Origin of the sequence: Enterobacter sp. EC_50, from assembly GCF_019584525.1 — a bacterium.
Taxonomy (GTDB): domain Bacteria; phylum Pseudomonadota; class Gammaproteobacteria; order Enterobacterales; family Enterobacteriaceae; genus Enterobacter; species Enterobacter roggenkampii.
Genome location: NZ_VDAF01000008.1, coordinates 17542 through 30735 on the forward strand (window position 1 = coordinate 17542; position 13194 = coordinate 30735).

The following is a 13194-nucleotide window of genomic DNA, read 5'->3' on the forward strand; positions in this document are numbered from 1 at the left end:
GATTCCGCGTTACTTAATTGCTTGCGTAATGATTCAGGACACCCGTCCCAGGGCGCGTTTTACCGGGCCAAAACTGCGCCGATGGTGTTCGGTTGCGCCATGTTCAGCCAGCCTCTCCAGGTGGAAAGGTGTGGGATATCCCTTATGCTGGGCGAAACCATACTGAGGGTAAGTGAGGTCCAGCGCGGCCATTTCGGCGTCGCGTGTCACTTTGGCAATAATAGAAGCTGCGCTAATTTCTGCGACCCGGCTATCGCCTTTGACCACTGCCATTGAAGGCATGGGCAATGCCGGACAGCGGTTGCCGTCAATCAGGACATATTCAGGGGAAATTTTCAGCCCCGCCACCGCACGCTGCATCGCCAGCATCGTGGCATGCAAAATATTCAGCTCGTCTATCTCATGCGGTTCAGCACGCCCGAGGCTCCAGGCCAGCGCTTTCTCCTGAATCTCACTAAACAGCGCCAGCCGGCGCTTTTCAGACAATTTTTTTGAGTCATTCAGCCCGACGATCGGCCGAGCCGGATCGAGGATCACCGCAGCGGTCACCACGGCTCCCACTAACGGACCACGACCCACTTCGTCCACACCCGCCACAAGGTGGGTGTGAGGATAAACAAATTCCATCATTTTGCTAACTCCAGCACCGCATCGGCCGCTTGCTCATCAGCATTACAGCGGATCAGTTGATGCAGTTCGCGGAAGGTATCGTGCATCTGGTGGCTGGTTTTACCGTTGGCGAGCAGCGGCAGCAGGGCCTCCGCCAGCGCCTGTGGCTGGCATTCATCCTGCAAGAGCTCTTTCACCAGCTCGCGACCCACAAGCAGGTTTGGCAGGGAGACGTAATCTGTTTTCACCAGACGTTTTGCCAGCCAGAAGGTAAACGGCTTCATGCGGTAACCGACCACCATCGGGCATTTCGCCAGCATACACTCCAGCGCCGCCGTGCCGGAGGCCAGCAGTGCGGCATCGCTCGCATACATCGCTTCCCGCCCCTGCCCGTCCAGAAGACGGACGTGAAGATCCGGGGCGACGTCAGCTTTGATGCGCTCAAACTGCTCGCGGCGTTTGGCATTCACCAGCGGCACGACCACTTCAAGATCGGGATAGGTCTGGCGAAGAATTTGCGCAGTCTTAAGAAAATCGGCGCTCAGCATCTCAACTTCTGCGCCACGGCTGCCTGGCAGTAAGGCCAGACAGTGCACATCATGCGGGATGCCCAGCGCGTCGCGCGCCGCGTTTTTATCCGGATCCAGTGGCATCGCATCCGCCATGGTATGACCGATAAAACGGCACGGAACATTAAATCTGTCGTAAAACGCTTTTTCGAAAGGCAGGAAAGCCAGCACCAGGTGGGTGGACCGTCCGATTTTGAAAACGCGTTTCTGTCGCCACGCCCAGACGGACGGACTGACGTAGTGAATCGTTTTAATGCCCTGCTTTTTCAGATTCCCTTCGAGGGTAATGTTGAAATCAGGTGCATCGATACCGACAAACACATCGGGTTTGAGTTCGGTAAAGCGGCGGGTGAGATCGGCACGGATGTACAGCAAACGGCGTAACCGTCCCAGCACCTCAACGATCCCCATCACGGCCAGCTCTTCCATTTCATACCAGGCTTCACAGCCTTCGGCCTGCATCAGCGGGCCAGCAACACCGACAAAGCGAGCATTGGGTACGCGTGCCTTAAGCGCACGGATGAGACCGGCACCAAGAATATCGCCGGAGGTTTCTCCGGCGACCAGGGCTATCGTAAGCGGACGACTGTCGACCATTAACGAATCAGACCCCTTGTTGAACGGTCAAAGAACTCCATGAACGCGTCCACTTCCGGGTGCTTTTTCGCCAGTTCGGCAATTTCCGGCTTCGCCTCTTCCAGCGTTTTACCGCTACGGTACAGCAGTTTGTACGCGTTGCGGATGGCAGTAATCGCTTCGCGACTAAAACCACGACGCTTGAGGCCTTCGATGTTCACGCCAAACGGCGTGGCATGGTTGCCCTGCGCAATCACATACGGTGGGACGTCCTGCGCCACACCGGAGCATCCGCCGACCATCACGTGCGCACCAATGATGCAGAACTGATGGACTGCGGTCATGCCGCCAATAATTGCGAAGTCATCAACTGATACGTGTCCTGCCAGCGTGGCATTGTTGGCAAGGATACAGCGGTCACCCACGGTACAGTCGTGCGCGATATGCGCATTCACCATAAACAGGTTATCGCTGCCCACCTTCGTCAACCCACCACCCTGTACTGTTCCACGATGAATGGTGACGCTTTCGCGAATACGGTTACGATCGCCGATTTCCACACGGGTCGACTCACCAGCATATTTCAGATCCTGGTTAACTTCGCCGATGGAGGCGAACTGATAGATCTCGTTATTGCAGCCAATGGTCGTGTGACCATTCACCACAACGTGAGACTTCAGTACTGTACCCTCACCAATTTCGACATGGGGTCCAACAATACAAAACGGGCCAATGTGGGCGTTAGCACCAACGATGGCACCCGTTTCCACAATGGCGGTAGGATGAATAAAGGCGGATTTATCAATCACGTATCAGGACTCCCGGCTACGAGCACACATCATCGTCGCTTCGCAAACAACTTTACCGTCAACCAGCGCTACGCCTTTGAAGCGAGTCAGGCCACGACGCGTTTTTTCAAAAGTGACTTCCATGATCATCTGATCACCAGGCACGACAGGGCGCTTAAAGCGCGCTTCGTCAATACCCGCGAAGTAATACAGCTCACCGGGTTCCAGTTTACCGACGCTTTTAAACGCCAGAATACCGGTAGCCTGAGCCATCGCTTCCAGAATCAACACACCCGGGAAGATAGGTTTACCAGGGAAGTGCCCCTGGAAGAACGGCTCATTCACGGAAACATTTTTCACTGCGCGCAGAAAACGACCTTCTTCAAAATCCAGCACACGGTCTACCAGCAGAAACGGGTAGCGGTGCGGCAGAAGTTCTAAAATCTCTTCAATATGCAGAGTATGAGTGTCAGTAGTCAAAATACTCTTCCTGTCAAAATGTACTGATAACAATAATAACACGGCCTGCCGGTTTATTAGAAAGCCGACAGGCCGGGAAAAATAGCGTTAAACGGATGACGCTTAGTCTTGTTGATCGATCTTGCGCTCAAGGGACTTGAGGCGCTTGCTCATATCATCAATGTTCATCACCAGAGCTGCTGTTTTACGCCATACCTTGTTGGGCTGGAGCGGAATGCCGGAGGAATAGACGCCAGGTTCAGCGATAGGACGCATTACCATGCCCATTCCCGTCACGGTCACCTTGTCGCAGATTTCCATATGGCCATTAATCACGCTCGCACCGCCAATCATGCAATAACGGCCAATTTTCAGGCTGCCCGCCATGATGACGCCACCCGCAACCGCGGTATTGTCGCCAATCACAACGTTATGCGCAATCTGGCACTGGTTATCGATGATAACACCATTGCCAATGATCGTGTCGTCAAGCGCGCCACGGTCAATGGTGGTACAGGCGCCGATCTCCACGCGATCGCCAATAATAACGCGACCAAGCTGCGGGATCTTAACCCAGTTACCGCGATCGTTAGCGTAACCAAAGCCATCAGAACCAATCACGGTGCTGGATTGGACGAGGCAGTTTTCGCCAATTTCAACGTCATGGTATACGGACACATTGGCCCATAAACGGGTCCCGGCGCCGATTTTCGTATTTTTCCCAACGAAGCAGCCCGGGCCAATGACGACGTTATCGCCCAGCACAACGCCGGATTCGATAACCGCATTCGCACCAACGGCGACGTTGTTACCCAGCCTGGCCGTCTCATCAATCGCTGCGCTGGCAGCAATGTTCTGGGCCGGTTGCGGCGTGGTATCAAGAATTTGAGCCATGCGTGCATACGTCAGGTAGGGGTTTTTCACTACCAGCGCGCTTACAGTGGCAAATGGAAGATCGTCCTGCGTCAGAACAACAGCTGACGCCTGGCATTGAGCCAGTTGCTCACGGTACTTAGGGCTTACCATGAAGGTAATCGTGCCAGCTTTAGCAGATTGCATGGACGCAACAGCGGTGATGACGATATCGCCATCACCGTGTAATTCTGCATCCAACTGCTGAGCTAAATCAGCCAGTCGAATTGAAGGCATTACTTATTTAACCTGTTTCAGAACGTCAGCAGTGATGTCTTTAACATCTTTGCTGTTGAAAGCGACGGCGTTCGCATCAACAACCAGATCGATGCTCTGATCGGCAGCCACTGCTTTAACAGCGGTCTGAATGCGAGTCACCAGCTTGCCGCGTTCTTCGTTAGAACGACGCTGACGATCCTGCTCGAAAGCCTGCGCTTTCTGGGAGAACGCCTGGCGCTGAGCCATTACGTCTTTTTCCAGCTTGCTGCGGTCGCTTGCCTTCATGGTAGAACCATCACGCTGCAGACGCTGCATTTTGGACTGAAGATCGTTTTCCATACCCTGCAGTTCGCTTGCACGGCCTTTGAATTCGTTTTCCAGAGTCGCAGAAACACCTGTTTTCTGTGCAACCTGCTGGAACAAATTACCCATGTTGACGATTGCAATTTTGTCTGCTGCCTGAGCAGAAGTTGCCATCGCTAAACCGAGACCTGCAGCTAATAACCACTTTTTCACAATTAACTCCTTACCATCCCATTGGCACCAGAAGGTACCGTTCTTTGCGTGGCAAGGCGACCGTTTTACCGATCGCCAGTTGTCAGCGCTACACTGCCAACGCATTCCTTTGCAGCGGATTATTACCAGGTTTTACCAATGTTAAACTGGAATTGCTCCGCTTTGTCTCCATCATATTTCTTAAACGGCTGGGCGTAAGAGAAGACCAACGGCCCCAGCGGTGACATCCATTGTAATGCGATACCGGCAGACATGCGAATATTGCTCGGATCGCTGTAGTCAGGAACGCCAGCTGCACGCATCTGGGCAGTGTTCTCCCAGTTGGTATCCCACACCGTACCCGCATCCCAGAAGAAGGATGTACGGACGGAGTTCGCATATTTATCACTGATAAACGGCGTTGGCGTGATGAACTCCAGACTGGCAACGGCCATAGCGTTACCGCCGACTGCGTCATCAGAACTACAGACTTCTGATGAGGAAGACTTATCGCAGTTATCTTTGTCGTTCCCGCCGTAGTAAACCGCTTTCGGACCAATGTTGTTGGACTGGAAGCCACGAACGGTACTGGAACCACCGGCATAGAAGTTTTCATAGAACGGCATCTCTTTGCCGCCTAAACCATCACCATAGCCCCAACGGGTACGACCCAGAACCACCCACTTGTGATCGTCATCGATCGGGAAGTAGGACGCAGTATCCAGCGTCACCTTATAGAACTCGTTATCGGAACCCGGGACGGTGACTTTACCGTTCAGGTTGACGCGAGAACCTTCCGTTGGGAAGTAGCCACGGTCGAGACGGTTATAGGTCCAGCCGTAGTTGAAGGTGAAGTCATCTGCAGCGAAACCGTTGTTATCGCTGTTTTTGCTCGCCGACTGGCCAATAGAATCCAGGTAACGCCACATGGCCACCTGCGGTTGCATATTGGACAGGTCGTTATGCACGTAACCTAAGCCCGCTCGCAGGGTGTTGTATTCGTTAATCGGGAAGCCAAGCGTTCCGTCCACACCGTAACTCTTGTTGGTGTAGGAGGACAGATCCGCATCGTCGGCTTTAAAGTCATTGTAGAAGATACGACCACCCAGGCTCACACCGTCAACGGTGAAGTATGGGTTCGTTACAGAGAACTCAGAGTAGGTCTGGTAGTCGTTTTTGGTACCGTTAATTCCGACAGAGTAACCCGTACCCAGCCAGTTATCCTGCTGCACGCCAACCTGGAAGCTGACGCCGCTTTCAGTACCGTAGCCCACACCAAAGTTAAAGCTACCGGTGTTACGCTCTTTCACTTTATAAACGACATCAACCTGATCCGGGCTGCCCGGTACGCGCTGGGTATCAGTATCAACCGTTTCAAAATAGCCCAGACGGTTCAGACGCTCTTTACCCTGATCAACGAGATCGCTACCTAACCATGCGCCTTCCATCTGACGCATTTCGCGACGCAGAACGGAGTCTTTGGAGGTGTCGTTACCGACGAAGCGGATCTTACGCACGTAGAAACGGTTACCCGCGTCAACATTCACGTGCAGCTTAACGGTTTTATCCGCGTCATTGATTTCCGGCTGAGTCTGTACGCGCGGATAGGCATAACCATAGCGGCCGAGCAGCTTCTTAATGCTGTCTTCCATTTTGGTGACCTTGGATCCGCTATAGAGATCGCCTGGCTGAATTTTGGTCAGCGATTCGATTTCAGCAGAATGCCCCGCCAGGTTACCACTCACCTCAACACCCGAAAGCTTGTACTGATCGCCTTCCGTGATGTTGATCGTAATGTAGATGCCTTTCTTGTCCGGCGTCAGGCTCACCTGCGTCGAGTCGATGTTGAAACGCGCGTAACCACGATCCAGATAGTAGCTGCGCAGGGTTTCAAGGTCGCCCGCCAGTTTCTGTTTCTGGTATTTGCGATCGCCCACCACGTTCCACCACGGCACTTCATCGCGCAGCTGGAAGGTGGAGATCAGTTCGTCGGTGCTGAACGCGTGGTTACCCACAATGTTGATCTGCTGGATCTTCGCAGAGACACCTTCCTGGAAGACCAGCTTCAGGTCAACACGGTTACGCGGCAGCGGAGTCACAACCGCTTTCACGCTGGCGCTGTATTTACCGACGCTGTAGTAGAAGTCTTCCAGACCTTTTTCAATGTCTGAAAGGGTTGTGCGGTCCAGAGACTCACCCACACGAACACCGGATGCTTCAAGGTTTTGCTTGAGCATGTCATCTTTCACCGACTTGTTACCGGAGAAAGTGATACTGGCGATCGTTGGACGTTCTTTTACCTGTACCAGCAGGGTATCACCATCACGCAGGACGCGGACATCCTCGAAGTTGCCGGTGGCAAACAGAGCACGGATGGTATTACTGATATCATCATCATTAACCGTATCGCCGGGGCGCACAGGCATACTGAGGAGGGCCGCACCAACGGCGACACGCTGAAGGCCTTCGAAATGAATGTCTTTCACTACGAACCCGTCAGCACCGTATACGGTGGCGCTGCTAAACAGCAGCGACGCTATGAGCAACTTTTTCATCGCCATCGTTATTATGCGTTCTTCCTAACTAACTCTCTTACAACCGAGAGAAATCATTGAAAAGTGCAAGCCCCATTAACAGCACCAGCAAAATCGAGCCAATGCGATAACTAAAGTCTTGAACTCGCTCGGATACCGGCCCGCCTTTTAGCTTTTCAATCGCTAAAAACAGCAGATGACCCCCGTCTAAAACGGGAAGCGGGAACAGGTTGATTATCCCAAGGTTCACGCTAATGAGCGCGAGGAACATGAGATAGTAAATCACCCCGAATTCCGCTGACATCCCAGCCCCCTGGGCAATCGAAATTGGCCCACTGAGGTTGTTCAGTTTCACATCACCGGTTATCAATTTCCCCAACATGTTGACCGTCAGCTTCATCAGTTGCCATGTTTTATCCGTGGCTTCAAGGATGGCGCTGAACGGCCCATACTGGCGTATTGTCTTGTACTCATCTGGCAGCGGGATCACTTTTGGCACAACGCCTGCAAACCCTTCTGCCTTCTTGCCGACCGACTTCGTATCCGGGATCAGCGTCAGCGAAAGCGGACTGCCCTGCCTTTCAACTTCCAGCGCGAGAGACGTACCCGGATTATCGCGCACCAGAGTAACAAAGGTCATCCACTCTGTTAATGGTTGACCATCGACTTTAACGATCCTGTCGCCTGCTTGCAAACCCGCTTTGCTCGCCGCCGAGTTTGCCTGTACTTCGGCTAATACCGGCTCGATCTGCGCGCCGCGCGGACGAATGCCCAGCGCAGCGACGGGATCCTCTTTGTCTGGCTCGAAACGCCATTGACGTAAATCGAGCACTTTGTCCTGACGGGCGTCTGACCCAAATGGCGATACGCTGATGGTGGTCTGCGGATCGCCAATTTTAGCAACCAGCTGCAGTCGCACGGCATCCCAATCAGGGGTTTCGATGCCATCAATCGCTTTAAGTTCCATCCCGGATGTAATTTGCGCACTCGCCGCGATGGAGTTGGGGGCAATGTCACCTACTACCGGACGCACGCCAGGGACGCCGATGATAAACACCAGCCAGTAAGCGAAAATTGCAAAGATGAAGTTGGCTACCGGTCCGGCAGCGATGATGGCGGCGCGTTGTCCAACGGTTTTATTGTTGAATGCGCTGTGTCGCAGTTCAGGCGCGACAGGCTCGACGCGTTCGTCGAGCATTTTGACGTAGCCACCCAGCGGGATAAGGGCGATAACAAATTGCGTACCGTGGCGGTCGGTGCGCGTCCAGAGTGATTTACCAAAACCGATGGAAAACCGTTCTACGCGCACGCCACAGCGGCGAGCAACCCAGAAATGGCCAAATTCATGCACGGTAATCAGTACACCCAGTGCAACTATGAACGCCGCCAGATTCCAGAGAATGCTCAGCATAAAACCTTCCGTTAAATCGTCCCGAATACCAGTAAAAGCAAACACGCAAACACTGGAACAGCCGCTGTCAGGCTATCAATGCGATCCAGTATACCGCCATGCCCTGGAATCAGGTGTCCACTGTCCTTAATCCCTGCTTCACGCTTGAACATACTTTCGGTTAAATCACCGAGCACAGAGGCAAGCGCAGCAAAAATGGAGCACACCAGCAGTATTGATGGTGCCACTTCAAGATTCGCCCAGACGCCGTAGCCCCAGGAGATGATCGCGGCCGTGAACAAACCGCCGATAAATCCTTGCCAGGTTTTGCCCGGAGAAACCTTCGGTGCCAGCTTATGTTTGCCAAACAGTTTACCAAACATATAGGCCCCGGAGTCAGCCCCCCAGACGAGAATCATCACATAAAGCAGCCAGATCGCACCGCTGTAGTGGTTTTCGTCGTAGTGCCAGGCGCGCAGCGCAACCATACCCCAGAAAAAAGGAATAATAGTGAGCAAACCAAAAATCAGTCGCAGCACTTTTGAATGACGCCACAACGCCGCGGAGCCGGGATAAAACAGCACCAGCAACAGCGCGGCAACCCACCAGGCCAACGATATCCACAAGGAACCAGCCACCAGAGGCTGATGAATATCATGATGATATTCAGGCAACGTGAACAGCATTACGGCCAGAATAAAGCCACAAAGTACCGCAAGCCATACTCGCTGCGTACGCGAGGTAAAGCCGCTAAACTGTCCCCATTCCCACGCGGCGAGCATGCACACCACCAGCGTAACAATAGCGAATCCCACCGGGGGCAGTAAAAACAGCGCCGCAATGACAATGGGTATTAATACAAAAGCGGAAATCAGGCGATACTTCAGCAAAAGCTACCCCCATCAGGCGTTGTCGCCACCAGGCTCGGTGCCGCCGAAACGACGCTCTCGATTGGCAAAGGCATGCAGCGCACCTTCAAAGTCTTGTTCATCAAAATCGGGCCAAAGAACATCTGTAAAGTAAAGTTCGGCATAGGCAATTTGCCATATCAAAAAGTTACTTATGCGATGTTCTCCCCCTGTCCTAATTACTAAATCCACAGGTGCCAGTTCATTCATGCAGATTTGCTTGCTCAGCGCTTCTTCATCAATTTGGTCGGGTCTCAACAGCCCTTCCTGAACCTGTTCGGCGAGATGCCGAACGCCCTGGATAATATCCCAGCGTCCGCCGTAATTCGCCGCAATATTCAGCGTCAGACCGGTATTATTTTCAGTCAGCGCCTCTGCTTTACGAATCCGTTCCTGCAAACGTGAGTTAAAACGACTGGTATCGCCAATGATACGCAGGCGGACGTTGTGGCGGTGCAGGCTTTTTACTTCGCTGTCTAGCGCCCACACAAACAATTCCATCAACGCAGTCACTTCCTGCAGCGGTCGATTCCAGTTTTCACTGCTAAAAGCATAGAGCGTTAACGCATCAATGCCGTTATTGGCGGCAAAAGAAACGGCGCGGCGAACGGATTTCGCCCCAGCTTTATGCCCAAAGGCTCGTATCTTCCCTTGTCTTTTCGCCCAGCGGCCATTGCCATCCATAATGATTGCTACATGACGGCAGCCATGAGCTGGCAAGTTTTCGCTTATTGGTTGATTCGCAGACAACATAACGCGTTTTTTGTCCCTGAAAAGGATTTAACGGTACTCAGGAATACTGAAGCCGATACATAAAAAAGCCGTGTCAAACCACGGCTCACCTGACCACGTAAAGTCAAATACCTGCGATCAGGTGGCGCAGACTATATCACTGAAGCCCAACGCTAACAAATAGCACGACGACTAGTGGTTGCTTTATCACCAGCTTGCGAGACGTGTCACCTGTTGGCGCGCAATATTACGCGCAGCTGCATCCACCGTCAGCACCTCTTCCACGCTCTGTGGTTCGCGCAAATCCATCATCTCCAGTACCGATAAATTTAACGCCGCAATATCGGTAAAACGAATTTGCTGATTCAGAAATGCTTCAACGGTAATTTCATTGGCTGCATTCAGTGCCGTTGTCGCCGCCTGCCCCTGGTCAAAGGCCGTCATTGCAAGCTTCAGACAAGGGTAACGGTCATAGTCTGGTTCACTGAACGTCAGGGAACTTAGCTTGCAGAAATCAAGCGGCTTCACGCCGGACTTCACTCGATTCGGCCACGCCATGGAATGGGCAATCGGCGTACGCATATCCGGTTCACCCAACTGCGCCAGCACGCTGCCATCCTGATAACGCACCATCGAATGAATCACCGATTGGGGGTGGATCAGTACTTCCATCTGTTTCGCTGACGCATTAAACAGCCAGCGCGCTTCAATGTATTCCAGACCTTTGTTCATCATGGTGGCAGAGTCAACGGAGATTTTACGCCCCATCGACCAGTTCGGATGACGGCACGCCTGATCCGGCGTCATCGCACGCAGTTCAGACAGTGGCGTTTCACGGAACGGGCCACCAGACCCGGTAAGCAGAATCGACACGACGCCATTCTGCTCCAGGTCAGCGTACCCCAGGTTCTGTTGAAAAGGTTGCGGTAAACTCTGAAAAATCGCGTTGTGCTCGCTGTCGACGGGCAAAAGACGCGCCCCGCGCTGCTTCACCGCCTCCATGAACAGGCGTCCGCAGGTGACCAGCGACTCTTTATTGGCCAGCAGAACGTCCTTACCGGCATCAATCGCGGCAAGCGTCGGCAATAATCCTGCCGCCCCGACAATGGCCGCCATCACCTGATCCACCTCATCCAGCGCCGCCATCTCGCAGGCCGCCTGTTGGCCACTCAGCACCTCGGTTCGACTGCCCTTCTCAAGCAGCTGTGCTTTCAGCAGGCGCGCGCTCTCTTCGTCATCCATCACCGCATAGCGGGGCGTAAACTCCAGGCACTGCTCAACCATTCGCTGCACATTCTTACCGGCCACCAGCGCTGTCACGGTGTAAAGTTCAGGATTATGGCGGACGACGTCGAGAGTACTGCAACCGATGGAGCCGGTTGAGCCAAGGAGTGTTAAATGCTTCATGAGATGCCCGAAAAGTTAGACCAGATAAAAGCAAAACGCCGCCAGCAAGACCCAAAGTCCCTCTGAACGGCGTTTATCAGTGTACGACAGAAATCAGAACTGCATCAGTTCCGCTTCTTTATCTGCCAGCGCCGCATCAATTTTCTTGATGGCAGCGTCAGTCATTTTCTGAATGTCGTCCTGAGAACGACGATCGTCATCTTCACTGATCTCTTTTTCTTTCAGTAGCGCTTTTACTTTATCGTTCGCGTCGCGACGGACGTTACGCACGGATACACGGCCCTGCTCAGCTTCGCCACGTACCACTTTGATCAGGTCTTTACGACGCTCTTCGGTCAGCGGTGGCAGTGGAACGCGGATGTCAGCACCCGCAGAGCTTGGGTTCAGACCAAGGTCAGACGCCATGATCGCTTTCTCAACCGCCGGGCCCATAGAACGATCGAACACGTTGATTTTCAGCGTACGGGTATCTTCTACCGTTACGCTCGCCAGCTGACGCAGAGGAGTTGGCGTACCGTAGTACTCAACAATGATGCCATCCAGCAGGCTTGGAGAAGCACGGCCAGTACGGATTTTGCTGATTTGGGTTTTGAACGCTTCTACGCATTTTTCCATGCGTACTTCAGCATCTTTTCTGATGTCGTTAATCACGTTACGAATCCTTGAAAACTTGTCTCAGGCAGACTATCCGCCAGCACAGCGCTACAGGTGTGCTAAGTATAGTCGCGTTTAATTCATGACAACGCCAAAGGCGCGCCCGGGTAAGATACCACTACAAAATAAAGCGGAATCTTACCTGTATTTATCGTCGACGGAAATTATTCCGTGATCAAAGTGCCTTCTTTTTCGCCCATGACCACGCGACGCAGTGCGCCTGGTTTGTTCATGTTGAAGACACGGATCGGCAGTTTGTGGTCGCGAGCCAGCGTGAAGGCGGCAAGATCCATCACTTTCAGCTCTTTATCCAGCACTTCGCTGTAACTCAGCTGATCGTACATGGTGGCAGAAGGATCTTTTGCCGGGTCGGCAGTAAACACGCCGTCAACTTTGGTCGCTTTCAGTACCACATCGGCTTCGATCTCGATACCGCGCAGGCAGGCAGCGGAATCGGTCGTAAAGAACGGGTTACCCGTACCGGCGGAGAGGATCACCACGCGGTTGTTGCGCAGCAGGCTGATGGCTTCTGCCCAGCTGTAATTATCGCATACGCCATTCAGTGGAATAGCGGACATCAGGCGGGCGTTCACATAGGCGCGATGGAGCGCATCACGCATCGCCAGGCCATTCATCACGGTTGCCAGCATACCCATGTGGTCGCCCACAACGCGGTTCATCCCCGCTTTCGCCAGACCAGCACCACGGAAAAGGTTGCCACCGCCAATGACCACGCCAACCTGGATGCCCAGTTCGACCAGTTCTTTGATTTCCTGTGCCATGCGATCAAGGATGCTTGCGTCAATACCGAAGCCTTCCGATCCCTGCAGCGCTTCGCCACTCAGCTTAAGCAGAATGCGTTTGTACACGGGTTTTGCATTGGTAGCCATGTTTCTTTCCTGAGACTGTCAACGATTAAGATGGGGGTTAATTCTGGCGACA

Annotated in this window: 13 protein-coding genes; all 13 read right to left on the reverse strand. The window is 53.1% G+C overall.

The genetic code is table 11. From position 1 onward, the window contains the following. Positions 1-33 precede the first annotated feature (33 nt). The gene (gene rnhB, locus FHC48_RS08475) at positions 34-630 is read right to left on the reverse strand and encodes a ribonuclease HII (RefSeq protein ID WP_008501897.1); all 597 of its coding nucleotides are present in this window, start codon (positions 628-630) and stop codon (positions 34-36) included. After that, complete coding sequence (gene lpxB / locus FHC48_RS08480) at positions 627-1775, reverse strand: lipid-A-disaccharide synthase (RefSeq protein ID WP_220420521.1); 1149 nt, start codon at positions 1773-1775, stop codon at positions 627-629. Before lpxB ends, rnhB begins: the two co-directional genes overlap by 4 nt. After that, the gene (gene lpxA / locus FHC48_RS08485) at positions 1775-2563 is read right to left on the reverse strand and encodes an acyl-ACP--UDP-N-acetylglucosamine O-acyltransferase (protein WP_008501899.1); all 789 of its coding nucleotides are present in this window, start codon (positions 2561-2563) and stop codon (positions 1775-1777) included. Before lpxA ends, lpxB begins: the two co-directional genes overlap by 1 nt. Before the next feature lie 3 nt (positions 2564-2566). After that, the gene (fabZ, locus tag FHC48_RS08490) at positions 2567-3022 is read right to left on the reverse strand and encodes a 3-hydroxyacyl-ACP dehydratase FabZ (protein ID WP_010426706.1); all 456 of its coding nucleotides are present in this window, start codon (positions 3020-3022) and stop codon (positions 2567-2569) included. Positions 3023-3124: 102 nt separating this feature from the next. Further along, complete coding sequence (gene lpxD / locus FHC48_RS08495; protein ID WP_059364380.1) at positions 3125-4150, reverse strand: UDP-3-O-(3-hydroxymyristoyl)glucosamine N-acyltransferase; 1026 nt, start codon at positions 4148-4150, stop codon at positions 3125-3127. 3 nt (positions 4151-4153) lie between these two features. Then, the gene (gene skp / locus FHC48_RS08500; protein ID WP_008501902.1) at positions 4154-4648 is read right to left on the reverse strand and encodes a molecular chaperone Skp; all 495 of its coding nucleotides are present in this window, start codon (positions 4646-4648) and stop codon (positions 4154-4156) included. A 122-nt stretch (positions 4649-4770) separates the two neighbouring features. After that, a complete protein-coding gene (gene bamA / locus FHC48_RS08505) occupies positions 4771-7188 on the reverse strand; it encodes an outer membrane protein assembly factor BamA (protein ID WP_008501904.1) in 2418 nt (805 codons plus the stop codon). 31 nt (positions 7189-7219) lie between these two features. Next, positions 7220-8572 (reverse strand): sigma E protease regulator RseP, encoded by a 1353-nt coding sequence (gene rseP / locus FHC48_RS08510; RefSeq protein ID WP_008501905.1) that lies wholly within the window; start codon positions 8570-8572, stop codon positions 7220-7222. An 11-nt stretch (positions 8573-8583) separates the two neighbouring features. Then, entirely contained in the window at positions 8584-9441 is an 858-nt protein-coding gene (gene cdsA, locus FHC48_RS08515; RefSeq protein ID WP_008501906.1) for a phosphatidate cytidylyltransferase, read from the reverse strand. A 12-nt stretch (positions 9442-9453) separates the two neighbouring features. Continuing rightward, complete coding sequence (gene ispU / locus FHC48_RS08520) at positions 9454-10212, reverse strand: (2E,6E)-farnesyl-diphosphate-specific ditrans,polycis-undecaprenyl-diphosphate synthase (RefSeq protein ID WP_021240487.1); 759 nt, start codon at positions 10210-10212, stop codon at positions 9454-9456. A 186-nt stretch (positions 10213-10398) separates the two neighbouring features. Further along, positions 10399-11598 carry a 1-deoxy-D-xylulose-5-phosphate reductoisomerase gene (ispC, locus tag FHC48_RS08525; protein ID WP_008501908.1) on the reverse strand — a complete coding sequence of 400 codons (1200 nt, stop codon included), beginning with the start codon at positions 11596-11598 and terminating at the stop codon, positions 10399-10401. Positions 11599-11691: 93 nt separating this feature from the next. Continuing rightward, a complete protein-coding gene (gene frr, locus FHC48_RS08530) occupies positions 11692-12249 on the reverse strand; it encodes a ribosome recycling factor (protein ID WP_008501909.1) in 558 nt (185 codons plus the stop codon). A gap of 167 nt (positions 12250-12416) precedes the next feature. Continuing rightward, positions 12417-13142 (reverse strand): UMP kinase, encoded by a 726-nt coding sequence (gene pyrH / locus FHC48_RS08535; protein WP_008501910.1) that lies wholly within the window; start codon positions 13140-13142, stop codon positions 12417-12419. Between the last annotated feature and the right edge of the window lie 52 nt (positions 13143-13194).

Excerpts from the sequence above, each read along its gene's own strand:
- rnhB (WP_008501897.1), bottom strand. The coding sequence starts at position 630 with ATGATGGAATTTGTTTATCCTCACACCCACCTTGTGGCGGGTGTGGAC.
- lpxB (WP_220420521.1), bottom strand. The coding sequence starts at position 1,775 with ATGGTCGACAGTCGTCCGCTTACGATAGCCCTGGTCGCCGGAGAAACC.
- lpxD (WP_059364380.1), bottom strand. The coding sequence starts at position 4,150 with ATGCCTTCAATTCGACTGGCTGATTTAGCTCAGCAGTTGGATGCAGAA.
- bamA (WP_008501904.1), bottom strand. The coding sequence starts at position 7,188 with ATGGCGATGAAAAAGTTGCTCATAGCGTCGCTGCTGTTTAGCAGCGCC.
- rseP (WP_008501905.1), bottom strand. The coding sequence starts at position 8,572 with ATGCTGAGCATTCTCTGGAATCTGGCGGCGTTCATAGTTGCACTGGGT.
- ispU (WP_021240487.1), bottom strand. The coding sequence starts at position 10,212 with ATGTTGTCTGCGAATCAACCAATAAGCGAAAACTTGCCAGCTCATGGC.
- ispC (WP_008501908.1), bottom strand. The coding sequence starts at position 11,598 with ATGAAGCATTTAACACTCCTTGGCTCAACCGGCTCCATCGGTTGCAGT.
- pyrH (WP_008501910.1), bottom strand. The coding sequence starts at position 13,142 with ATGGCTACCAATGCAAAACCCGTGTACAAACGCATTCTGCTTAAGCTG.